This window comes from Pararhizobium sp., from assembly GCF_965279435.1.
In the GTDB taxonomy this organism is placed as follows: domain Bacteria; phylum Pseudomonadota; class Alphaproteobacteria; order Rhizobiales; family Rhizobiaceae; genus Pararhizobium.
In genome coordinates, this window is record NZ_CBDIHY010000003.1 from 313,246 (window position 1) to 335,732 (window position 22,487).

At 62.1% G+C, this 22,487-nt stretch carries 21 protein-coding genes; 4 read left to right on the plus strand and 17 right to left on the minus strand.

Translation table 11 applies throughout. The features are described 5' to 3' along the window. Positions 1-6 precede the first annotated feature (6 nt). From ACQY8Q_RS07135 to ACQY8Q_RS07170, 8 genes are all read right to left on the minus strand, one after another. The gene (locus ACQY8Q_RS07135; RefSeq protein ID WP_428425980.1) at positions 7-768 is read right to left on the minus strand and encodes a polysaccharide deacetylase family protein; all 762 of its coding nucleotides are present in this window, start codon (positions 766-768) and stop codon (positions 7-9) included. Further along, positions 758-1,861 carry a glycosyltransferase family 4 protein gene (locus tag ACQY8Q_RS07140; protein ID WP_428425981.1) on the minus strand — a complete coding sequence of 368 codons (1,104 nt, stop codon included), beginning with the start codon at positions 1,859-1,861 and terminating at the stop codon, positions 758-760. Before ACQY8Q_RS07140 ends, ACQY8Q_RS07135 begins: the two co-directional genes overlap by 11 nt. A gap of 84 nt (positions 1,862-1,945) precedes the next feature. Continuing rightward, positions 1,946-3,025, minus strand: coding sequence for an ABC transporter ATP-binding protein (locus tag ACQY8Q_RS07145; protein WP_428425982.1), 1,080 nt, complete (start codon positions 3,023-3,025; stop codon positions 1,946-1,948). Next, positions 3,022-3,957: a PfkB family carbohydrate kinase gene (locus tag ACQY8Q_RS07150; RefSeq protein WP_428425983.1), complete on the minus strand. Its 936-nt coding sequence runs from the start codon at positions 3,955-3,957 to the stop codon at positions 3,022-3,024. Before ACQY8Q_RS07150 ends, ACQY8Q_RS07145 begins: the two co-directional genes overlap by 4 nt. Position 3,958: 1 nt before the next feature. Then, positions 3,959-4,975, minus strand: coding sequence for an SIS domain-containing protein (locus ACQY8Q_RS07155; protein WP_428425984.1), 1,017 nt, complete (start codon positions 4,973-4,975; stop codon positions 3,959-3,961). A gap of 2 nt (positions 4,976-4,977) precedes the next feature. Continuing rightward, positions 4,978-5,823, minus strand: a complete 846-nt coding sequence (locus tag ACQY8Q_RS07160) for a carbohydrate ABC transporter permease (RefSeq protein ID WP_428425985.1) — start codon at positions 5,821-5,823, stop codon at positions 4,978-4,980. Further along, positions 5,823-6,707, minus strand: coding sequence for a carbohydrate ABC transporter permease (locus ACQY8Q_RS07165; RefSeq protein WP_428425986.1), 885 nt, complete (start codon positions 6,705-6,707; stop codon positions 5,823-5,825). The genes ACQY8Q_RS07160 and ACQY8Q_RS07165 overlap by 1 nt, the downstream gene beginning before the upstream one ends. A gap of 117 nt (positions 6,708-6,824) precedes the next feature. After that, positions 6,825-8,063, minus strand: a complete 1,239-nt coding sequence (locus tag ACQY8Q_RS07170) for an extracellular solute-binding protein (protein ID WP_428425987.1) — start codon at positions 8,061-8,063, stop codon at positions 6,825-6,827. Positions 8,064-8,299: 236 nt separating this feature from the next. Here ACQY8Q_RS07170 and ACQY8Q_RS07175 point away from each other — a divergent pair, with 236 nt between their 5' ends. After that, complete coding sequence (locus ACQY8Q_RS07175; RefSeq protein ID WP_428425988.1) at positions 8,300-9,526, plus strand: ROK family protein; 1,227 nt, start codon at positions 8,300-8,302, stop codon at positions 9,524-9,526. 3 nt (positions 9,527-9,529) lie between these two features. On the opposite strand, the gene ACQY8Q_RS07180 is transcribed toward ACQY8Q_RS07175, so the two are convergent. Both ACQY8Q_RS07180 and ACQY8Q_RS07185 read right to left on the minus strand, forming a co-directional pair. Then, positions 9,530-10,012: a DUF1772 domain-containing protein gene (locus ACQY8Q_RS07180; protein WP_428429694.1), complete on the minus strand. Its 483-nt coding sequence runs from the start codon at positions 10,010-10,012 to the stop codon at positions 9,530-9,532. Next, positions 10,012-10,839: an NAD(P)H-binding protein gene (locus ACQY8Q_RS07185; protein WP_428425989.1), complete on the minus strand. Its 828-nt coding sequence runs from the start codon at positions 10,837-10,839 to the stop codon at positions 10,012-10,014. The genes ACQY8Q_RS07180 and ACQY8Q_RS07185 overlap by 1 nt, the downstream gene beginning before the upstream one ends. A gap of 156 nt (positions 10,840-10,995) precedes the next feature. Here ACQY8Q_RS07185 and ACQY8Q_RS07190 point away from each other — a divergent pair, with 156 nt between their 5' ends. From ACQY8Q_RS07190 to ACQY8Q_RS07200, 3 genes are all read left to right on the plus strand, one after another. Further along, positions 10,996-11,607: a TetR family transcriptional regulator gene (locus tag ACQY8Q_RS07190; RefSeq protein WP_428425990.1), complete on the plus strand. Its 612-nt coding sequence runs from the start codon at positions 10,996-10,998 to the stop codon at positions 11,605-11,607. 56 nt (positions 11,608-11,663) lie between these two features. Continuing rightward, the gene (locus ACQY8Q_RS07195) at positions 11,664-12,236 is read left to right on the plus strand and encodes a TetR/AcrR family transcriptional regulator (RefSeq protein ID WP_428425991.1); all 573 of its coding nucleotides are present in this window, start codon (positions 11,664-11,666) and stop codon (positions 12,234-12,236) included. A gap of 68 nt (positions 12,237-12,304) precedes the next feature. Then, the gene (locus ACQY8Q_RS07200; RefSeq protein ID WP_428425992.1) at positions 12,305-13,168 is read left to right on the plus strand and encodes an SDR family NAD(P)-dependent oxidoreductase; all 864 of its coding nucleotides are present in this window, start codon (positions 12,305-12,307) and stop codon (positions 13,166-13,168) included. 378 nt (positions 13,169-13,546) lie between these two features. Here ACQY8Q_RS07200 and ACQY8Q_RS07205 read toward each other — a convergent pair whose 3' ends face one another. The 7 genes from ACQY8Q_RS07205 to ACQY8Q_RS07235 form a co-directional block, all read right to left on the minus strand. Beyond that, positions 13,547-15,166, minus strand: coding sequence for a GMC family oxidoreductase (locus ACQY8Q_RS07205; RefSeq protein WP_428429695.1), 1,620 nt, complete (start codon positions 15,164-15,166; stop codon positions 13,547-13,549). Between the two features lie 2 nt (positions 15,167-15,168). Then, complete coding sequence (locus tag ACQY8Q_RS07210; protein WP_428425993.1) at positions 15,169-16,698, minus strand: FGGY-family carbohydrate kinase; 1,530 nt, start codon at positions 16,696-16,698, stop codon at positions 15,169-15,171. Between the two features lie 201 nt (positions 16,699-16,899). Next, positions 16,900-17,742, minus strand: coding sequence for a class I fructose-bisphosphate aldolase (locus tag ACQY8Q_RS07215; protein ID WP_428425994.1), 843 nt, complete (start codon positions 17,740-17,742; stop codon positions 16,900-16,902). Further along, complete coding sequence (locus ACQY8Q_RS07220) at positions 17,715-19,463, minus strand: FAD-dependent oxidoreductase (protein ID WP_428425995.1); 1,749 nt, start codon at positions 19,461-19,463, stop codon at positions 17,715-17,717. Before ACQY8Q_RS07220 ends, ACQY8Q_RS07215 begins: the two co-directional genes overlap by 28 nt. 12 nt (positions 19,464-19,475) lie before the next feature. Then, on the minus strand, positions 19,476-20,471 hold the full coding sequence (locus tag ACQY8Q_RS07225) for an aldo/keto reductase (protein ID WP_428425996.1): 996 nt from the start codon (positions 20,469-20,471) through the stop codon (positions 19,476-19,478). After that, complete coding sequence (locus tag ACQY8Q_RS07230) at positions 20,468-21,472, minus strand: sugar-binding transcriptional regulator (protein ID WP_428425997.1); 1,005 nt, start codon at positions 21,470-21,472, stop codon at positions 20,468-20,470. Before ACQY8Q_RS07230 ends, ACQY8Q_RS07225 begins: the two co-directional genes overlap by 4 nt. 1 nt (position 21,473) lies before the next feature. Continuing rightward, positions 21,474-22,466 carry an ABC transporter permease gene (locus ACQY8Q_RS07235; protein ID WP_428425998.1) on the minus strand — a complete coding sequence of 331 codons (993 nt, stop codon included), beginning with the start codon at positions 22,464-22,466 and terminating at the stop codon, positions 21,474-21,476. Positions 22,467-22,487 lie beyond the last annotated feature (21 nt).

Consider the following 22,487-nt stretch of genomic DNA (forward strand, 5'->3'; position numbering starts at 1 on the left):
GTTGCCTTATCCGGCTGACGCTTGCTGTTCGCGCAGGATATCCGTAACCGCCGTCCAGCGGCAGGCGGGATGATCCGCCGTAACGGTAAACAGCGCCTTCATGAAATCCCAGACTGCGGCATCATGGACCAGATGATGGGTCAAAAGCCCCATCGCCCCGCCATGCTCGAACATCGACCGCAAGCGCGCGGCGATCTCGCCAGCCAGCGCCTGCGGATCACGCCCTCCCCGCGTTCCATGCCAGTCCATCACATCCACATGGGTATTGATCAGCGGCAAGGCTGCCGGCTTTTCCGGGCCATAGACCGACAGCGCCTGATAGCCGAGCCCTGCCAGTTGCGGAAGTAGCGCAGCATCGATCCGGTTCCACGGCGGGATCAGCATCGGCACGAACTGCTCGCCATAAAGCGCAGCGAGCTGGTCAAAACCCCGCTTCAATTCCGCAAGTACGTCGGCCACCGGACGATGCCGGCCAAGCTCCTGCTTCTTTTCATCCGGTCCTGCATGGTTCCGGTGCGACCAGCCATGCACGGCGACGGAACACAACGGCTCCCGCCGCAGCCTGTCGGCAAGCGCCTCGCCGGTATGGGCCGGAATGACAGCAAGGGTGAGCGGCACCGTAAACGCGGCCGATATCTCCAGCAACCGGTCAAGCGGCTCAGTCGGCTCAATGGCGTCGTCATCCCGCAGCCAGAACTGCGCGACCTTGCCCGCCCGCTGCCAGCGGTCCAGTTCACCAAAAATCACTGCTTTGAATTCATCCATCATGCCGCGCCCGTTTTATGTATGCGTCCAGAATGGCACTCAACCGCACCGCCGCCCGCGCGAGCGAGCGCTCCTCGCCTGCCAAGGACCTTGCCGCACGGGCAAACGTTGCCCGCTCATCATCCTCCGTCAGCAGCCGCTCGACCGCCTGTGCATAGGCATCGGCATCCCCCGGCGGGGTCAACAGGCCCGTTTTTCCGTGCATCACCACCTCCGGCACCCCAGCGATCTCTTGCGCGACAACAGGCAATCCGGCCGCCTGCGCCTCGAGATAGGCCAGACCATAAGCCTCGCCGCACCCCGGCCAGACATAGAGCGACGATTGCGACAGAAGGTTGGCGATATCGGTGGCCGTCTTTTCGCCGTGCCAGAGGATCCGGCCTTCATCGAACCCAGCAAACAGCGCCCGCACATCGGCACCACGCGGCCCGTCGCCAACGACAGACAACTGCCACGGCAAATGCGTCAGCCGCAACAGGGCCTCAGCCAGCATGACATAGCTGTCCATTTTGTCACCGGACCGCATCATCGCCACGGTGATCAATCGCCCGGGTTCGGGTTCGGGCTGTCTTTCCAGAAACAGAGCCGGATCGATGAAAGGCGGCAGCAACGCCAGACATGCCTCGGGCGCCACTGCTGCAAGCCCGTCAAAATCCCGGCGGGTCAGGCAGATATTCACTAAAGCCTGCTGAACCGTATCCAGAACTTGCTGCTGCATGTCCGCCCACTGCCCCGTATTGCGGCGGGCCGAATAGGATGCTTCCGCCGTCACATAACCAAGGCCAAATTCGCGGGCGAGCGCCGGGCCAAGCAGATCCGGCGCCTTGTAATAAAGGTGGTAGCAAAACCATAGATCCGGCGCGCCGCGCGCGCGCCACAGCGCCGAAATCCGCGATCGCTCGACCTCCATCGCCACGGAGCGAACCGCGATGGCATCCGCCGAAGCATCCGGCAGGAAAGCCCGCAGCTCCGAAGCGATCTCCACCTCATGCCCCGCCTTAACCAGCGCCGCCATCAACAGGCGCGCCATCAACCGGTCGCCGGAAGGAACGGGATGATTGGGGGATTTGAGCGGACTATAAAAAGCGATCTTCATCAGAAGCGTTTCTAGAACATAGCCCCGTCCTTGGGAACCGGTCCTGCGCTGTTGTTTGCAACCAGCGCGGACCGGCCACCCCGCTCAGCCAAGTGCCAGTTCCGTCTGCGCATCGAACAGATGCAGCGCATCCTCGTCAAAGCCGAAAGCGCGCTTCATGCCCACAGTCAGCTTGGTGCGCGGCGGCAGGCAGGCGGTGACCCGTTGTCCGCTGACCCGGCCGGTGACGACCAGTTCCGGGCCGGTCAGTTCGACAACCTCAATCTCGACGTCAAGCGCAGGCGTTTGGCTCACATTCCCCGTCAGCTGAAGCGCTTCCGGGCGCACACCGAGCTTGACCCGCCGTCCTGCAGCCGCCGCATTTTTCAACCGCGCCGGCAGGGCGATGATGGCATCTGATCCATCCAATTTTACGCCCTCGCCCGCGACCACGCCGTCCAGCACGTTCATCGGCGGCGAGCCGACGAAACCGGCGACATAGAGTGTGGCCGGATGATCATAGACCTCCTCGGGGGTGCCAAGCTGCTCGATGCGGCCGTTGCGCATCACCGCGATCCGGGTCGCCAGCGTCATCGCCTCGATCTGGTCGTGGGTAACGTAGACAATTGTGGTGCCGAGCATCTGGTGCAGGCGCTTCAGCTCGGTGCGCGTCTCCATGCGCAGCTTGGCATCAAGGTTGGAAAGCGGTTCGTCGAACAGGAAGACCTGCGGCTTGCGCACCAGCGCCCGGCCGATCGCCACACGCTGGCGCTGGCCGCCGGAAAGCTGACCGGGTTTGCGATCCAGCAGGTTTTCGATCTGCAGCAGCTTGGCCGTTTCCTGCACCGCCTTTTCCCGCTCTGCGGCCGGAACCCTGCGCATTTCCAGCCCGAAGCCGATATTGCGGTGGACCGAGAGGTTCGGATAGAGCGCATAGGACTGGAACACCATGGCGATGTCGCGATCCTTCGGATGCACGCCGAGGATCGACCGCCCGCCGATCCGGATATCGCCGCCCGAAGCGTCGGCAAGACCGGCAATGATGTTGAGCAAGGTCGACTTGCCGCAGCCCGATGATCCCAGCAGCACCAGGAACTCGCCGCTTTCCAGCGAGATATCGATGCCCTTCAGGGTTTCGAGGGCGCCATAGGTCTTGCGGATATTCTCGATTTCGAGCGCGCTCATGATGCGGTCTCTCCGGTAGCAGTCGCCAAAGGGCCACCATAGTTGCGGGGAAGCGTGGAAATGGCACGTGAGGCAACTGTGGTTCCGGCTGCCAGGCAGTCTGCAAGCGGCTTGCCGTCTGCCAGCGCCGCCAGAAACGCTGCATTGAAGACATCACCGGCACCAATGGTATCGACGACTTCAACGCGCGGCGCCGCAGCGGACACCAGCGTGCCATCGGTACCGATCGCCAGCGCCCCGTCCGGGCCGCGCTTGACCACGACGATCGCATTCGCCGGCATATGGCGCTTGAGTTCGCGGGCGGCCTCGACGGGATCGGCAAGGCCGGACAGCGTCGTCGATTCCACCTCGTTCAACAGCGCGCAGCCGCAGCGGGAAAGCCAGCCGCTCGTCGCCTGCCGGTTTGTCTCCGTCCAGCCATCGAGCGGCCAACCGGTATCGAGCGCCAGCGTTATGTTATGCGTGTCGGCCCAATCGAACAGAGAGGGGTAATCCGCCGTCAGATCGTCGGTGAGGAACGAGCCGCAGAGCAGCGCGTAGCCGCCGGACAGCCGGACACCGTCGAGGGCGGCAAAGACACAATCGAGCGAAAAACGCGGCAGATGTCCGCGCGTCGTAAAGAACGTCCGCTCGCCATCGGGATGGGTAATGCCGACCGAAAGCGTCGTCCCCTCCGGCCGAACCGGCCATTTTTCCGCCCGGCGCCCAAAGGCCTCGCGCAACCAGCGGCCGAATTCGTCGGTACCGGTATTGGCGGCGATATCGAAATCAACCCCAAGCGCCTTCCAGGCCAATGCGGCATTACCGGCCGAACCGCCGACCCGCAATTCGTCGTGATCGACGATGATCTCGGTGCCCGCCTTCGGCCAGGGCTCCGCCGGACCGAGGATCAGGTCGACATTGACGTTTCCGATCACGGCAAGCGGACGCATGTCATTCGCTCCGGGTAATCTTGCTGGAACGCACCGGCGTTCCAGCATTGTCGACGCGGGCTTCGGCAAAGGCGATCATGAAACGCTGGGCAACCGGCAGCATCGAGAAGATGGCTGCAAGCCCCGTTGCTGGCGCAAAGCGTAGAGTCGTTGCACCTTCCACCGGCGCGTGACCGGACGCATCGAAAACAACAACCGGAGCCCCGGTCTCCACCACTGACACCGCCATCGCCGTCACCAGATCGGCGGTCACGTCATTGCCGCGAAACAGCACGACGCCGACCTTCGGACCGAGCATTTCCATCGGGCCATGCCGAAGCTGTCCGCCCTCCAGCGAAAAACAGGGATAGCGCGACAGCTCGGTCAGCCCGAGCGCCAGTGCTTCCGCCAGTCCCTGCAGACGCCGGCTGGAGGTCACTACGGTTGCGGCGCTGTCAAAAACGGCAAGCGCTGCACTGATGTCGTTGTTGGCAGGCGCTGCAAGCACGGCCAGCGCCGGTGCCGGGTCTTCGCCAAGCGCTGACAGGATCGCCAGATGCAGCGCAAAACTCACCGTCAGGCTGCGCGTCGCGGCAAAGGCAAGCTCCGTGCCGCCCGCACCAACGAGGCAAGGCGCCGTCCTGCCAAGAAAGGATGCCTCCTCCAGCGTCAAACCGAATGTGTCCTCAGACCCGCCGGTTTCCGAAAACCAGCGCAGAACCTCGGCACTCTCGCCAGATTGCGAGGTAATCAAAACAGTACGGCCCTCGATCGCAAGCGGCATACCGAGCTGTTCGGAGAGGGTGACGGCAATCGCCTCGATGCCGAGCGCCCGGTAAAGCGGCTCGACCGCCCGGTTGACCGCATGCGATCCACCCATCCCGAGCAAAAGCAGACCACCGGTTTCGCGCAACGACGTTGCGATAGCCTTGGCTCTCTCGCCATTGCCTTCGAAAGACGCGATGGCGTCGGCATTCTGGCGGGCCATTTCGCGGTCGATCGCCTGAAGTCCGATCGGGCGATAATCGTTTGAAGCCATGGTCATCCCTTGACGCCGCCGCTGGTCAGCCCGGAAATCAGGGCGCGTTGCATGACAAGACCGATCACCACGGGCGGCAAGGCGGCAAGCACGCCCGCGGTTGCGATCAGTCCGTAATCGGAAACACGGCCACCGGCGAGATCGGCGATGGCGACGGTCAGTGTTTTGGCACGCAGGTCGGACGTGAACAGCAGCGCATAGAAGAATTCGTCCCAGGCGAGCAGGAAGGCAAACAGCGCCGACGTCGCCATCACTGGTGCTGCCAGCGGCAGGGTGATGATCCGCAGCGTCGCAAACAGCCCCGCCCCATCCATCATCGCCGCCGCCTCAATTTCTCTCGGAATGGCATCGAAGCCGGATTTCATCAGCCAGGTGGTAAACGGTGCAAGGATAGTCAGATAGACCAGCGCCAGACCAAAAACGCTGTTGAGCAGGCCGAGATGCGCAAGCCCGAAATAGAGCGGAACCGCCAGCGCCACCGGCGGCAGCATGTAGGTGGCAATCACCATGTAAAGCGACCAGCCGACCGACGGCGTCCGTGACACGGCCCAGGCAGCCGGAATGGCAAGCGCCAACGCCGCGATGGTGGCCATGCCGGCAACCAAAATGCTGTTGGTCAGCGACGCAACGAAGGCGGCACCGGCGCTGTTTTCGACGCTGGACAGCAATATTCCATAGCGCGAAAAATCAACCGTCTGCGGCCACCAGACAAGCGGCCGGGCCGTCAGGTCGGCGGCAGGCGAGATGCTCATGATGAACAGCCAGGCCACCGGCGCAAGAATGATCACCGCAAGCAGAAGTGCGCAGGCGTGAATGAAGAACGAAAACAGGAAGGTCTTGCGTTCCATTATGCCGTACTCCCCGCCGTGCGCCGGACAAGAACGGCATAGACCGCAGCAAGCACCGCCACCAGGAGCGTGACGATCAGCGCCAGCGAAGCGCCGGATCCCGCCCTCTGGAAGGAAAACGCCTCCTGATAGACAAGGATCGACAGTGTGCGCGTGCTGTTGGCAGGCCCACCGCGGGTCATCACCCAGATGATGTCGAAGACCTTGAATGCTTCGATGGTTCGAAGCACCAGCGCAACGATCAGCGGGCCGGCAAGATAAGGCAGGATGACGAAGCGGAAGCGGGCAAAGGGTCCCGCGCCATCGACCAGCGATGCGGCGGTGATATCGCGCGGCACCGCCTGCAGGGCTGCCAGCGCGATCAACGCCACCAGCGGAAAGTTCTTCCAGCAATCGGCGATGATCAGCGATGCCAGCGCGGTGCCCGGTTCGCCAAGCCACGAGCGGTAGGCATCGAGCATGCCGATCTGGGTCAGTGCCGCATTCAGCGCGCCATATTCCGGATTGTAGATCAGCCGCCAGAGCGTGGCATTGACCACGGTCGGCAATGCCCAAGGCAGGATCATCAGTCCGCGCAGCACGGTGCGGCCGTAAAATTTCTGATTGAGCAGAAGGGCAGCCAGAACGCCCAGAACCATTTCGGCAAAGACCGAGATAACGGCAAAGATGGTGGTGGTCGTCAGCGTGCGCTGGAAATTGGAGCTGGTCAGCATCTTCACGTAATTGTCGATGCCGACGAAATTGCCGGCGGTACCGACAAGCTTGGCATCGGTGAAGGAAAGCCCGACGGTATCGGCGAGCGGCCAGCCGATGACGGCGATCATGACGGCGAGCAGCGGTAGCATCAGCAGCCATGCACGTGTGGTCATCGATGTCCCGGACATGGGGCAACTCTTCCTGAAAAAATCATGGGATGCAAGGGTGATGCGAACTTCCGGGCGGCAGCGATAGCGCCGCCCGGAGATCGGTGGATGTAAGCGAAGGGGGAAAACCCCGGCGCTTTAGAGACCGCTATTCTCGGCAGCGGTTTTCAGCGCATCTTCCGGGCTGGCCTGGCCAAGCAGTGCTTCCTGAATGGCCTGCTGCAGCGCTGTCGAAAGCTCCTGGTATTTCGGCGTCGTCGGGCGCGGATACATGGCAGCCAGAGACAGCTTGGCAGCAGCGATCAGCTCTTCCTGATCCTTGCTGACGGCCGGGTCCGCATAGGACGATGCCCAGATTGGCAGGCTGAGCTTGGCATACTGGTTCTGCACGGCCTGCGAGGTCATGAAGGTAACGTATTTCCAAGCCTCGTCCGGATGTTTGCTGGTCGCGGTAATGCCAAGGCCCATCGAGCCGTTGACAGCCGAAACCTCGCTCTTGCCCGCAACGCCCGGTGCCGGAACGACGCCGACCTTGCCGGCAACCTTGCTGTCCTTGCCGGTATTGGCGAGGTTGTACATATAGGTCCAGTTCAGCGCGAAAGCGGCCTCGCCGTTCTCGAACAGCTTGCGGACGTCTTCCTCCAGAAATTCCTTGGAATTCGGGTTGGAGATGCCCGACGTGTAGCTCGACACCATGTATTTCAGGGCATCGAGGCCGCCGCCGGTCTGGAAGTCGGGCTTGCCGTCCTTCAGGAAATCGCCGCCATAGGCGCTGACCAGCGTGGTGTAGTCGCAGACCGCAGCCTCCGCCTGCGACCAGCTCCAGGCGATCGGGGTGGCCAGAAGGCCCTTGTCCTTGATGGTCTTGGCCTGCTCGGCAAGCTCGTCCCAGGTCTTCGGCGGCGTCTTGATGCCGGCCTTCTCGAGGATTTCCTTGTTGTAGAACAGGTATTTCGTATCGAGAATCCACGGCATGCCGTAATAGGCGCCGTCATACTGCACCGTGGTCCAGGCGCCGGGCAGCACGTTCTTCTTCATGTCGTCGGTGACGCGCGAGGACACGTCGACCAGAACCTTGTTGCTGGCATATTCGGCCGGCCAGATCACGTCGAACAGCACGACATCGTAGCCGCCGCCGGACCCTTGCGCCAACACGGTCTTGTCGTGCAGGCCTTCGTAAGGCACGAATTCGAGATTGACCTTGACGTCCGGATTGGCCTTGGCAAAGGCATCGGTCATGGCGCGAACATCGGCTTCGCTATAGGCGGCCTGCGCCATGAACAACGCATTGAGCGTCGTTTCGGCATAGGCATTGGTTGCAAAAAAGGCGCCGACCAGGGCAGCCCCCATCAGCGCATTGCGTTTGGCTTTCAGCATTTTTCTTCCCTCCAGTGATAACAACGGTCGTCTCGTCGGCCCGCGAAAACACGCGCCTTCCGCAAAACCGCTTGAAAGCGGCCTCCGGCATGCCTTGTCGAAGTGTTGTGCGGTCACTAGGACTGATCCTGTACCGCCGTTTGTTCCCTAAAAGCTCTGCGGCTCTTTTTATTAAGTCAATTGCGTTGACTTAATTCTTGTTCAATATTCTAATGGTGTCAAGAGGATTTCGCGGGATGAATGAGATGCGACCGATCCGGGCAAAAAGCGGCACCAATCAGGAGGGCACCAGTGCCCATAACCGCCGCGTCATGATCGATGCGCTGCGGCTGAACGGGCAATTGTCACGCGCCGATCTCGCCCGGGCGACGAAGCTGACCAAGCAGACCGTATCCAACATTATCGAGGATCTGGAGCGGGATGGGCTGGTGGTATCGCTTGCAGCCGTGCGCAACGGCCGTGGCCAGCCTTCCACACCCTATCGCCTCGTCCCGGACGGTGCCTTTGCCATCGGCCTGCAGATCGACCGCCACGTCACCCGCGCCATCGCGGTTGATCTCGTCGGCACCGTTCTGGTACGCGCCCAGGCCAACCTGCCGCCGGGCGGCCCGGCCAATGGCGCCAAGGTCATTCTCGACCTGATCGAACAGGTCCGCACGGAGCTCGCCAACAGTGCCGAACAGGCCGAAAAACGGCTCGTCGGCCTCGGCGTCGCCATGCCGGGTCCGTTTGGCCTTGCGACAGACAATGACGACCAGTGGATGATGGCGGCCTGGCAGAACTTTCCGCTGCTGGAAACGCTGGCGGCGGGCACCGGGCTGGAAGTCGCCTTGCAGAACGACGCCGCCGCCTGCGCCACCGCCGAACGCATGGTCGGTGCGGCCCACGGCATCGATCACGCCGTCTGCCTCTATGTCGGCTTCGGTATCGGTGCAGGCCTCATTCTGAATGGCGAACTTTACGCTGGCGCCAACAGCAATGCCGGCGAGATCGGCATGGTGCTTTTGCCGCCGACCCTGCGGCGCCCGGACCAGACGTCACTCGAACACCGCGCATCGCTCGCCTCACTCTACCAGCATCTCGGCGCCGACCCGTCCGATCCCGGCCTGCCGGAACACCTGAATATGCTGGTTAACAGTGGCGATCCCACGATGGCATCATGGATCGATGCGGCCGCCGAAGAACTGCGCTGGGGCGTGCAGATCATTGAGACGATCTTCGATCCGCAGACCGTTATCCTCTGCTCCACAGGCCCGGAGGCGCTGACCCGCAAGCTTCTGCAGGCCATCCATCCGCTGCTTCCATCCAACGCAAACCGTCCGGGACGCTCGATACCGCGCCTTCAACTTGGAATGACCGATCCGTGGTCGGTGGCACTCGGCGCGGCCGCCGAACCGATCAGCCGCGCCTTCGACCCACGTTTTTCAGCCATCCTCAAGACGCGGGCCAATGCGCTGGACTGACGGTCAGGCCGCGCGAAAGGCCATGACGAAGCAGCCCAGCGCACCGATCGACGACAGCGTCCGCACGTGGTTCCACCAGACCCAATCGACAAGAGTGGTCGATGTCCAAAGGCGCGTAGCCTCTTCGCTGCCCGGCTGCAACGCCTCGAGCGCATTGTTCATCGGCACGTTGACGATCATCGTCACCAGGATGACGCCGCCCAGAAACAGCAGCCCGCCTGCAATCAGATAAAACCGCGCCGGGCCGCCATGGATGAAACCGCCGGCGACGAGGACAAGCGACAGCGCCGCCGTTCCCATGAAGGCGAGCAGGAACCAGGGATTGAGGATCACCACATTGATCGCCTGCATGGCGGCAATGCCCTGCTCAGCCGGTAAACGGGCGAGCGCCGCCATGATGCAGACCGAGAATATGAAGAACAGGCCCGCATTCAGCCCGGCCCCGATCACGGCCGAAAAGATCAGCCAGGGGAAAAGTGCGGCAATCATTTCAGGCCCTCCCAGACACCGGTTGCAGCGGCCTCACGCGCAAAATCAGCAAAACCGCGCGGCGGGCGGCCAAGCACCTGCAGGACATCATCCGTCACGCTCTCGTTGCGGCCGTCCAGCACGGTGGTGAAAAGGTATCGCACAAGCCAGATATAATCTGCCGGAATCTGCGCTTGTTCCAGCATGGCGGCATAATCGCCGATCTCGACCGTCGTGAAGCGGATATCGCGTCCGGTCTGCCGGGCGATCTCCGCCACCGCCTCGCCGAATGTCATCAACTGCGACCCCGTCACCGCGTAGGTTTTTCCGGCATGTCCCGGTTCCGTCAAGGCGGCAACCGCAACATCTGCGATATCATCTGCATCGATGAACGGTTCCTTGACATTGCCGACCGGCAGAACCAGTTCGCCCGACTGGATACCGTCGAGCAGGAATGCCTCGCTGAAATTCTGGAAGAACCAGCTGGCGCGGATGATGGTGTAGCCAATCCCGGACTGCTTCAATGCCTCTTCCGCCGCCAGGGCCTCGTCTTCTCCGCGGCCCGAGAGCAGAACCAGATGCTTGACACCCTTCTCAACCGCCAGCCGCGACAGCGTACCGATCGCCTCGACAGCACCCGGCACAGCTAGGTCCGGCTGGTAACTGACATAGGCGGCGTCAACGCCCTCAAGCGCTACTGCCCAGCCCGACGAATCCGTCCAGTCGAACGCCGGAACGGTCGATCGCGACGCAAGCCGCACGTTTTTTCCCTTCGCCGCCAGACGTTCGGCCACCCGGCGTCCGGTCTTGCCACTGCCACCCAGGATCAAAATTTCGTTGCTCATTGTCGCGCTCCGGTTGATATCCATAATATGAGCAGTCCTCACATTTGCTAAATGTGATAAACCCTCGTATTTTAGCCGTCAAGTGAAATTTCGAAAGGACGAATCTTGGCCCTGGATCAGACAGCCCCCTCGCCGGCACCGGAAGAGGACGGAGCGATGCGCAAATCACCGATGCAGAAGCGCAGCCGTGAACGGGTCGAGCATATTCTGATGAGCGCCTCCCGGCTGATCGCCGAGCGTGGCAGCGACACGATGCGGATGAGCGAAGTCGCCGAGTTGAGCGGCATCTCGATCGGCTCGCTCTACCAGTATTTTCCCGACAAGGCGGCGATCATCCGGACGCTGGCCGAGCGCTACAATGCCATCTCGCGCACCTGCATCACCGATGGCCTCACTGAGGTGAAGACGATCGAAGGCCTGCAGCAGGCCTTCTCGGCTCTGATCGACGAATATTACGGGATCTTCCTGGCCGAACCGGTGATCCGCGACATCTGGTCGGCGATGCAGGCGGACAAGACACTGCGGGAGATCGAGCTTGAGGCAAGCCGGCAGAATGCCATCCTTCTCACTGCTGCGCTGAAGCGCGCGTTGCCGGATGAAGACCTCGGCAAGCTTCAGGCGTCGGCGTTGCTGGTGATGTATTTCTGCGAATGCGTCATGCGGCTAGCGATCTCGACCGGCGAGCCGGAAGGGCGCGTCCTCATCGAGGCCTATAAGCGCATGGCCTATCGAAGCTTCGATGATGCTCCCACTCTGCGCAGCCCTTGACTCCGGAATATCCATTCCCATATAACTGAGTATGTACTCACTCATTGGATAATTCCTTGGCCCGCCCCTTAAGCGAAGACAAACGCAACGCCATCCTCAATGCCGCTACGCAAGCCGTGGCTGCCCTCGGCACCGGTGCGTCAACCGCTGGGATCGCCAAGGGCGCGGGTGTCGCCGAGGGGTCGCTGTTTACCTATTTCAGCAACAAGGACGATCTGCTCAACCATCTCTACCTTCACCTGAAGGCCGAGTTCAGGACGATGCTGATCGACGGTTATCCGGATGGTGCCAGCGTCAAGGATCGCTGCCGTCACCTGTGGGGCCGCTCCATCGACTGGGGCGCCATCAGCCCGGCAAAACGCAAGGCAATGCGGCAGCTGGCAGTGTCCGGCAAGATCACGCAAGCCACCCGCAAGGCCGGTGCAGACGGTTTTCGCGATATGGAAGCCATGCTGAACGAGGGTTTTTCTACCGGTGTTCTGCGCCCCCAGCCGATCGCCTTCGTCGGCGGCATCATCGAATCCCTCGCCGAAATGGTCCTCGAATTCATCGCCGGTGATCCGGTCAAAACGGATACCTACAAGAGCGCCGGCTTCGACGCTTTCTGGGGGGCCATCGCGGCCCGATAGCACCCTTATTTTTCATCTCAATAATGAGTGATTAATCATTCATTATTTTAACAACGAAGGAAAACGACATGTCGAAAGTATGGTTGATTACCGGCAGCGCCAACGGCCTTGGCCGCAACATCGCCGAAGCAGTCCTTGAACACGGCGACCGCCTCGTCGCCACCGCCCGCGACCCGCAACGCCTCTCCGCCCTCAAGGACAAGTACGGCGATCAGGTCGTGACCGCAGCACTCGATGTCACCGACGCTTCCGCCGCAGAGGCGGCTGTAAAGCTCGCCGTCGATACATTCGGGACTCTCGACGTGCTCGTCAACAATGCCGGCTACGGCAATGTCGCACCGTTCGAACAGACCACGGCCGAGGCTTTCAAGGCGCAGATCGACACCAATTTCTATGGCGTCGTCAACCTCGCCCGCGCCGCCCTGCCCGTCATGCGCGGCCAGCGCTCCGGCCATATCATCAACATCTCCTCGGTCGGCGGCCGCGTCGGCACACCCGGCCTCAGCGCCTACCAGTCGGCCAAATGGGCGGTCGGCGGCTTTACCGAAGTCCTGGCGATGGAAGCGGCAGCCTTCGGGGTCAAGGTCATCGCGCTTGAGCCCGGCGGCATGCGCACCAACTGGGGCCAAGTGGCGCGCGGCAACGTTCCAGCGATCCTGCCGGACTATGAACCGAGCGTTGGGGCAATAACGACCCTGCTCGCGGCCTATGTCGGCAAGGAGTTCGGCGATCCAGACAAGATCGCGCAGGTGATCATCGACCTCGCCGGCCGCACCGATCTTCCGGCGCACCTGCTGCTCGGCAGCGATGCCCTCTACATGTACAAGCAGACCGAAGCAGCACGCAGCAAAGCCGCCGAAGATTGGGCAGCCGTCAGCGCCTCGACCGACTTCGAGGGCAGCGATTTCTCGGTTTTCGCTGAGCACGTCTAGGGCTAAACATTCGAACACTGTGGCGCGGATGAAAGTCCGCGCCGTCAAATAAGCTGAGAAGGGCGTTCCTAAATCGAGAGATTATTTGGGAGCTCAGGCGATCACCAAAATCTCCGTCATCTCTGTGCTTGTCACAGAGATCCAGTCAGCCCAAGTTATTGGGCTGAAAGGTCTTTTTACCCTACGGACCTCAGGACTATCCACTGTGGAAAGGGGGGCCTGGAAATGATCTCCCCCTTCTCCCCAGCGGGAGAAGTGCCGAGCGGATGCGAGGCGATGAGGGGGCGGCCCGGCACACTCTGAACGTCTGGCCCCCTCATCCGGCGCTATGCGCCACCTTCTCCCCGCTGGGGAGAAGAAAAGGACGGCTGCCCTGCGCTAGGGCCCCGACAAAATGCTCTCCGCAGCCTTCTCTGCAATCATGATCACCGGCGAGTTGGTGTTGCCCGAGACGATCGTCGGCATGATCGAGGCATCGACCACCCGCAATTTCGCGATCCCATGCACCCGCAACTGCGGATCGACCACCGCCATCGTGTCGCTACCCATCTTGCAGGTGCCGACCGGATGGAAGATCGTCGTGGCGATGTCGCCGACGCGGCGGATCAGCTCCTCTTCGCTCTGGTATTCCTTGCCGGGCAGTATCTCCTGCGGCCGGTATTTGGCGATGGCGCCGGCCTCCATCAGGCGGCGGGCGTGACGGATCGAGTTGGTCGCAACCATCCGGTCGCCTGCGGTCGAGAGATAATTCGGGCGGATTTCCGGGGCGGCGGAAAGCTCCGCCCCCGCGACATGCACCGTTCCCCGGCTTTCCGGCCGCAGATTGCAGACCGACACCGTAACGGCAGGATATTTGTGCAGCGGCTCGCCCAGCCGGTCGGTGCTGAGCGGCTGCACATGATATTCGAGATCGGCGGTGGCAACGGCCGGATCGCTCTTGGCAAAGATACCAAGCTGGCTCGGCGCCATCGACAGCGGTCCGGACCGGCGCAGCATATATTCGAGGCCCATGCCCGCCCGGGTGAACAGGTTGTGATAGAGCTGGTTCAGCGTCTTGGCGCCCTCGATGCGGAACACCGTGCGGATCTGCAGATGATCCTGCAGGTTTTCGCCGACACCCGGAAGGTCATGGGTTGGTTCGATTCCGGCACGGGACAACACATCGGGACGGCCGACGCCGGAAAGCTCCAGGATTTTCGGCGAATTAATCGCCCCCGCCGACAGAACGACCTCGCGGCTGGCGTGGGCGACATGGGTCTGTCCGTTTAACCGGAACCGCACGCCGGTCACCACTCTACCATCGAACTGCAGCCGTTCGGTTTCAGCGCCTGTCAGCACCCGCAGATTGGCCCGCTTCATCGCCGGGCGCAGGAAGGCCTTGGTGGTGTTCCAACGCAGGCCGCCGCGCTGGTTGACCTCGAAATAGCCCGAGCCCTCGTTGTCGCCGTCGTTGAAATCGTCGGTTTTCGGGATGCCCAGCTCTTCGGCGGCATCGCGAAAGGCGTCGAGGATCGGCCAGGACAACCGCTGCTTTTCCACCCGCCACTCGCCGCCTGCCCCATGCATCGAAGACCTACCGCGATAATTGTCTTCGGATTTCAGGAAATAGGGCAGCACATCGTCCCAGCCCCAGCCGGAATTGCCCGCCTGCCGCCAGCCGTCGTAGTCGGCCGCCTGGCCGCGCATATAAATCATGCCGTTGATCGACGAGCAGCCACCGAGCACTTTTCCACGCGGATAAGGCAGCGACCGGCCGTTCAATCCAGCTTCTGCCGCCGTCTTCATCATCCAGTCGGTACGCGGATTGCCCATGCAGTAGAGATAGCCGATCGGCACATGCACCCAATGATACCGGTCGCTGCCGCCGGCCTCGAGCAACAGCACGCGGTTCTTCGGATCGGCGGAGAGCCGGTTGGCCAGAACACATCCCGCCGATCCAGCCCCGACGACGATAAAATCGTAGGTTCCCGCATCAATCGCTGCATCATTCACACGCATGGTCACGCCGCCACTCCAGCAACAACAGGCTGCACCGCCGTCAGACGCCGCCAGAGCGGGCCCATCGCCTCGGCAATATCGGTATAGAGAGCGTAGCGCCGCGCATAATGCGCCTCAAGCGAGACGTTCGGACGATAATGCCGATCGGTCTGCACCATGGCCGCCGCACCGGCTTCAAAATCCGCGAAGATACCCACGCCGGTTCCGGCCGCAATCGCGGCCCCCAGCGCGCCGGTTTCCCGCGAACGGGCAACGGTCACGGGAACGCCGAGCACATCGGCAAAGATTTGCGGCCAGATCAGGCTGCGAGACCCGCCTCCGGAAAGAACCGCTTCGTTGAACACGGCACCCGCCTTGCGGATCGTCTCGATGTGAGCGCGATGACCAAAGGCAACGCCTTCGAGCAGCGTTCGAACAAGATGCCCCTTGGTGTGCCAGCCGGCAATACCGTAGAACCCAGCGCGCGCATGGCCGTCCTGCTGGGCGCCGTAGAGATAGGGATGGTAGAGCGGATCGTCTGCCGAGGGCTCGACTGCGCCTGCCAGCGCGCAAGCTGCATCGAAGGGCGAAACGCCTTCCGCATGCTCGCCTTCGAAGAACTCCCTGACCAGCCATTCGAGATTGGCGGCCGAAGTGGCGCTGTTTTCCATCGCCATGTAGCGGGTGCGATCGAAGGTCGATGACATGAAGACAGGTCCATCGAGGTCGGGGCCGTCGATGATCACCTGGTTGATGCTCCAGGTCCCGGCGATGATCGAGGCGCTGCCGGTGCGCGTAACGCCCGAGCCAAGCGCCGAGGCAACGACGTCGAACAACCCGCCAACCACTGGCGTGCCAGCAGCGAGCCCTGTCTGCTTGGCGACCTCTTCCGTCACCGTACCGGCAATATCAGCACTTTCGATCAGTGGCGGCAGGAGGTCCAAACAATCGCCAAGACCGTAGGCTTCCATCAGCGCCTTGTCGTAACGGCGCGCCGCAAGATCGAGCAACCCGGCACCCGACATGTCGGAGACTTCGCTGACGCGCTCGCCGGTCAGGCGGTTGACGATGAAATCCTTGGAGAAGAACACCGTGCCGATCCGGCTGAACTGTTCCGGCTTGTTGCGCTTCAGCCAGGCCAGCAATGTCGGCGTCTGCGATGGCCACGGGCGCTGCCGGGCGATCGGCTGGGTGCGTTCGCCCACGCCTTCCGCCGCCCATTGCTCGACGAGGCCGGTCGCCCGCGTATCAATCGACTGAATGCCGAGCAGCGGGGCGCCGTCGCGATCGAGCGCATAGAGACCATTGCCATGCCCTGCGCAACCGATCGCGGCAATCTCCTCCGGCCGGATCTTTGCCTTTTCGATACAGGCGCGAATAACCTGCCGCGCATTGGTCCAGAGCTCGTCCAGACCACGCTCGACATGACCCGGGTTCGGCATGCGGCTATGTCCCTCTTCGGCCGCAGCCGCGATTTCGTTGCCCTCACGGTCGAAAATCACTGCCTTGATGACAGTGTTTCCGGCGTCGAGCCCCAAAAGATAGTGTTTCATTCTCAACCCCTCCCAAGGCTCTGACAGTTTTGCGCGGTTCGGGCCGAAAGCACAGACCTGACTTCCTCTTCTCCCCAACGGGGAGAAGGTGGCCCAAAGGGCCGGATGAGGGGGCGGCAGGCTTCGAATTCGCCGCCCCCTCATCGCCTCGCATACGCTCGGCACTTCTCCCCGCCGGGGAGAAGAGGGAATGCGCCTCAATCAACCCTGTTGATAAACAGCAAAAGCCTCTTCGCCGCTGGCGTTCTCATGGATAATCGCCATCAGCCCGCGCACCACGGCACTCGGATTGGCGTGCTGATAGATGTTGCGTCCGTAGACCATGCCCATTGCGCCCTGACGCATCAAGGCCGCAGATTTGTCGAACACTGCGCGCAGATCTTCCTTGCCGCCGCCGCGCACCAGAACCGGGCAGCGGGCTGCTTCCACTACCCGATGGAAATCCTCGGCATTGTCGGTCGGATCGGCCTTGACGATATCGGCACCCATCTCGCGGGCAAGCCGCGTCAAGGTGACGATCTTGTCGGCATCGCCATCGACCATGTAACCACCCTTTTCGGTGACCGGCTGCATCACCAGCGGCTCGATCATCAGCGGCATGCCATACTTGTCGCAATCGGCCCGCACCCGGGAAATGTTCTGCACGCACTGGCGAAACAGGTCCGGCTCGTCCGGCAGCATGAACAGGTTGACGACGACGCAGGCCGCATCCATTTCGAGCGCGCCGATCAGCGGCTCGGCCTCGTTCTGCAGCACCGCCCACATGTCGCGGTGGCGGATACGGTTATAGGGATTGCCCATGTCGATGCGCATGACCAGCGCCGGCTTGTCCTTGCCGGGAACGTCCTGCAACAGGTCCGCCTGGCCGTAATTCATCTGGATCGCATCTGGCGCGGCCGAAACCAACGCCTTGACGACCACCTGAATGTCCTCAAGCCCGTTAAGGAAAGATGGTTCGTTGCAGACGCCGTGATCGATCGCCACGTCTAGGCAGCGGCCGTTGCCGAACAGCCGGTTCATCCGGACTTTGCTGTTGTGTCGCATTCTGTACTCCTTGGTTCGTTCCTTGCGGAAAGCATGTCTTCATCGACGCCATGGCGCCCGGTGAGAAGGGTGAGAAACCGGTCGCGCTCGCTGGCGCGCTGCGCGGGTGCCCAGCGCTTTTCCTGCGCCAGAAGATCGAGCGCCGCGTCCATCATGTCGAGCGAGAGTTCGCCCGAGACGGCCAGCGTCGTGCGCCGCAAAAGCAGATCGTCGAGATGTTCGACGGCCTCGTCGCGGATCAGCAACAGCAATTCGCGCACCGAGTAACCGGCATGGGGCATCGCCATATCTGCGCCTGCGATGATGAAATTGGCAACCACCTCAGCATCCGTGCCATAGCGGGAAAACAGCTCAGCCATACGCAGGCCGGAAAGGCCCTTGGCAGTTGCCACGCTGGCAAGCCAGACCGGCGCGTTCGTGGGAAATGCCCGCCCGCCGCCCATCGGCCGGTCGGTTGTCGTAACACGACGCTTCCTGCCCAGTCTTTCCAACGCCATGTCGGCTGCCAGTTCACCAAACGACCGGAACGTTGTCCACTTGCCGCCGATCATGCACAGCACCGGCGGACCACCATCTTTGGGTTCCACGACCGTGCAGAAATGATCGCGCGGAATGCGGCCGGTGAAGCTATCATTGCTAGCGGGCAGCGGCCGCACGCCGGCAAACTGGAAGACGATCTCCTCGGGCTTGATCTTGATATCCGGCAGCACGAAGGCGAGCGATTGCAGGATATAATCGCGCTCGTCCGCCTCGCAGCGCACCGTTTCCGGATCATCGACGCGAATATCGGTGGAACCGACCAAAACCTTGCCGAGATAGGGAAACAGGATGCAGATCCGCCCGTCCTCGTTCTCGTAGTAGATCATGTGATCGGCGAGCGCGTCGCGCAGTGCGTCATTGTCGATGATCAGATGCGAGCCCTTGGTACCGCCCATCAGCGGCGCCGGACGCGCGTCCGGCGAAAACAGGCTTTGATTGGCGATGTCGATCCAGCCGCCGGTGGCGTTGATGATCAGCGCCGGTTCGACGGCCACGGACGCGCCGCCAAGCTGGTCCTCGACACGATACTGGCCATTTTCCGTGCGCCGCAGCTCCGCATAGTTCAATGCTGCCGCTCCGAGCTTTGACGAAAGACCGTCCTGCAGCAGTTCGATACCCAGCCGTTCCGGATGGCTGACCCAGGCATCGAAATAGGTGGCGGAACTCTTGATGCCCGGATGCAGGGCCGGCCATTTTTCCAGCGTTGTGCGCCGTCCACGAAACTGATGGCGCGGCATCATCGCCCGCTTGCGCGTCAGGAAATCATAGATGCTGAGCCCTGCCTTGATGGCGACGGCACCCCGTCGGCTTGGACGGCGGCTGAGGCCCAAAAACCGGACGATACCATTGCCGAGACCGGAAAAGATATCGAACACCGGCACCGTCGTCGGCAGCGGCGCTACATAATGCGGGGCGTTGCGCAACAGCCGGTCGCGCTCGACCAGCGATTCCTGCACCAGCTTGAATTCGCCGTTTTCCAGGTAGCGCAGCCCGCCGTGCACCATGCGCGACAGGGCCGAACTGGCGCCTGAGCAGTAGTCGTGCTTTTCGACGAGCAGTACATTCAGCCCCTGCAGCGCCAGCTCCCGAAAGACGCTGATGCCGTTGATGCCGCCGCCGATGACACACACATCCACCTTCGGGCTCTGGCGCAGCCCGTCCAATATCTCTTGACGTTCCATGATGGCGATCCGCTACCTGTCCATATCAGTCAGTTTCGCCGTTATGGCCGTATCGATGGCGGCAAGGTCGGCTGCATCCAGCCGGATGGTCCCGGCCCGGGCATTGTCGATCGCCTGTGCCGGATTGCGCGCTCCGCAGAGCGCGAAGGTCACCCCCGGCTGGGCCAGCGTCCAGGCAATCACGGTCTGGGCAATGCTTGCGCCGTGTTTTTCAGCGACCGGCCGAATGGCATCGGCAAGCGCCGTTGCCTTCTCACGGTTGCCGACCGAAAAGCGTGGATTGTCCTTGCGCTGATCGTCACCGGAAAACACCCGGTCCGGGCCGATGGCGCCGGACAACAGCCCCAGCGCCAGCGACGAGTAGCTGAGCGTTGCAATGCCATTGGCTTGGGTCAGCGGCAGAAGATCCACCTCGATCTCGCGATCGATCATGCTGAACCGCTCCTGGATGGCATCGAGACCACCAACCGCAATATAGGCGTCGAGGTCGTCCTTGCTGACATTGCTCGCGCCGATCGCCCGGATCTTGCCGGATGTGCGCAGATCTTCCAGCGCCCGCATCGTCTCCTCGATCGGCGTTGTCGGGTCCTGCCAATGGGTGATGTAGAGGTCGATATGGTCGGTGCCGAGCCGTCGCAGGCTTTCCTCGACCTCGTGCAGGATCGCATCGCGGCCGAGATAACGGTGGACCGGCTTGCCGTCCTGATCGAAGAAGTGCTGGCCCTTCTGCGTATGCCAGACAAGTCCGCATTTGGTGGCGATGACAGCCTTGTCGCGGCGGCCAGCCAGTGCCTTGCCGACGATTTCTTCCGAGCGCCCCAGCCCGTAAGCCGGTGCTGTATCGATCAGCGTCACGCCCGCCTCAAGCGAGACCTGGATCGCGGCGATGGACTCTTTCTCGTCCGTCCCGCCCCACATCCAGCCGCCAATCGCCCAGGTTCCCAGCCCGACCGCCGAGGCGGAAACGCCGGATTTGCCGATCTCGCGTGTCAACTGTTGTCCGCTCATGCCCATTTTCCTTCGCCATTCGCCAATGCCAGCACGCGCGCACCCGTCGCCTCGTCGGTCACCAGCGTATCCAGATGATTGCCCCTCAGAACGCTGAGGATTGGCCCGGCCTTATTCGGCCCGCTCGCCACACCGATCTTGGTGGGGATCGAGGCAAACTCCGGCAGGGTCAGCGATACCAGCGAGCGGTTGAGGCTGTAGTCGCAGACCTGCCCCTGGTTATCGAGCAGATGTGCCAGCAGCTCGCAGGATGCGCCGGAGCGCTCGATGGCGGCACGGTCGGTGCTCGAAGACGGATGCAGGTCGTAGTAACTCGAGTCATCCGACAGGATCGAACCGATGCCGACCACCGCGATCTTCGCCTCGCGCGCCCGTTTGAAGACGTCGGCGACGGAACGCATGTTGATCAGCATGCCGCGTTCCGCCGCACTATCGGCAAACAGCGGCGCATGGATCTGATAGGACCGCCCACCGAGCCGATCGGCCATCATCGTCGAAACGTGGTTGACGTCGGTATAGTGTTTACCCTGGACGCATCCGGTTGCCGGGATGACCTCGACATCGAAGCGGCGCTGCGCCTGCAGTCCGGCCACCACGGCGCTGACGCCCTTGCCACCGGTAATGCAGATCGTATCGCCATCCGTGATCTCTTCGAGCAACAGCCTTGCCGCTGCTTCGCCGACGGCCTGAAGCGCTGTCTGCGGATTGTCGGACACGGTCGGCACGACCACGGCGCGGCTGATGCCGCCGAGCGCCAGAAGCCGTTCTTCCATATCCACCAGCGGCTCGACCGGTGACTTGATCTTGATCTCGACAAGGCCCAGCTGGCGGCCGCGCTTGATCAGCCGGTTGACGGTGGCGTGCGAGAGGCCGAGCTGATCGGCGATCTGCGCCTGCGTCAGTCCTTCGAGGAAATGCAGGACCAGGGCCTGGTGCATCTGCCGGGCGATGACGATTTCCTCGCGCGGCGCATTGGCGGGTTTGAGCTTGACGATGGGCATATCAGGCAGCCTTCCGCTTGTGCAGGAAATGGTCGATTGAGACGGCAGCGAGAAGAATGCAACCTTTGATCATGTCTTGCCAATAGACGGAGACGTCGAGCAGGATCAGCGAACTGGTGACGACCGAGAGCAGGGCAATCCCGAGGATCGCGCCGAGGATCGTACCCGAGCCGCCGTTCAGCGAGGCGCCGCCAATCACCGCAGCTGCGATGATGTTGAGTTCCATACCGACACCGAAGGTCGGGGTCGCAGCACCGAAGCGGGACATGTAGATGACGCCGGCAACACCCGATAGCGTGGCGCAGAGTACCGTCACCCAGAATTTTACCTGGTTGGTCTTGATGCCGGAATAGAGCGCCGCCTTCTCGTTGCTACCGGTATAGAACACCTTGCGGAAGGCCGTTGCCCGGCGCAGCAGGAAATCAAACAGCACGACGATGGCAACGAAAATCAGGATCACATAGGGGACGCCATTGAAAGTACCTTGTCCGATCGCCTTGAACGAGGGCGGCAAGGTGAACAGCGACAACGGCGTGCCCTTGGTGATGATCAGGCAGATGCCGCGCACGATCACCATGGCTGCCAGCGATGTGATGAAGTGGTTGAGCCCCACCACCGTGACGAAGAAGCCCATGACACAACCGATCAGGCCGCTGGCAATGATGCCGATCAGCGATGCGCTCCACGGATCAAGCCCCATCAGGAACAGCGAGCCCGACAGCACCATCGAGAAACAGACGACCGAGCCAACCGACAGGTCGATGCCGCCGACGATGAGCAGGATAGTCATGCCAACCACGACGATGCCTTCGACGGAGAACGACATCAGCATGGCCCGGAAGTTGCCGAGCGTCAGGAAATGCGGCGAGGCAAAGCTCATGGCGATGCAGAGCGCCAGGATGATCGCGATCAGTCCCGCCTCGCGCATCGTGCCTAACCGTTTCCAGCCCGGCGCGCGTGCCTGATGTGCCGTTGCCACTGTAGCGTCCGCCATGACCTTGTCTCCTGCCCCTGC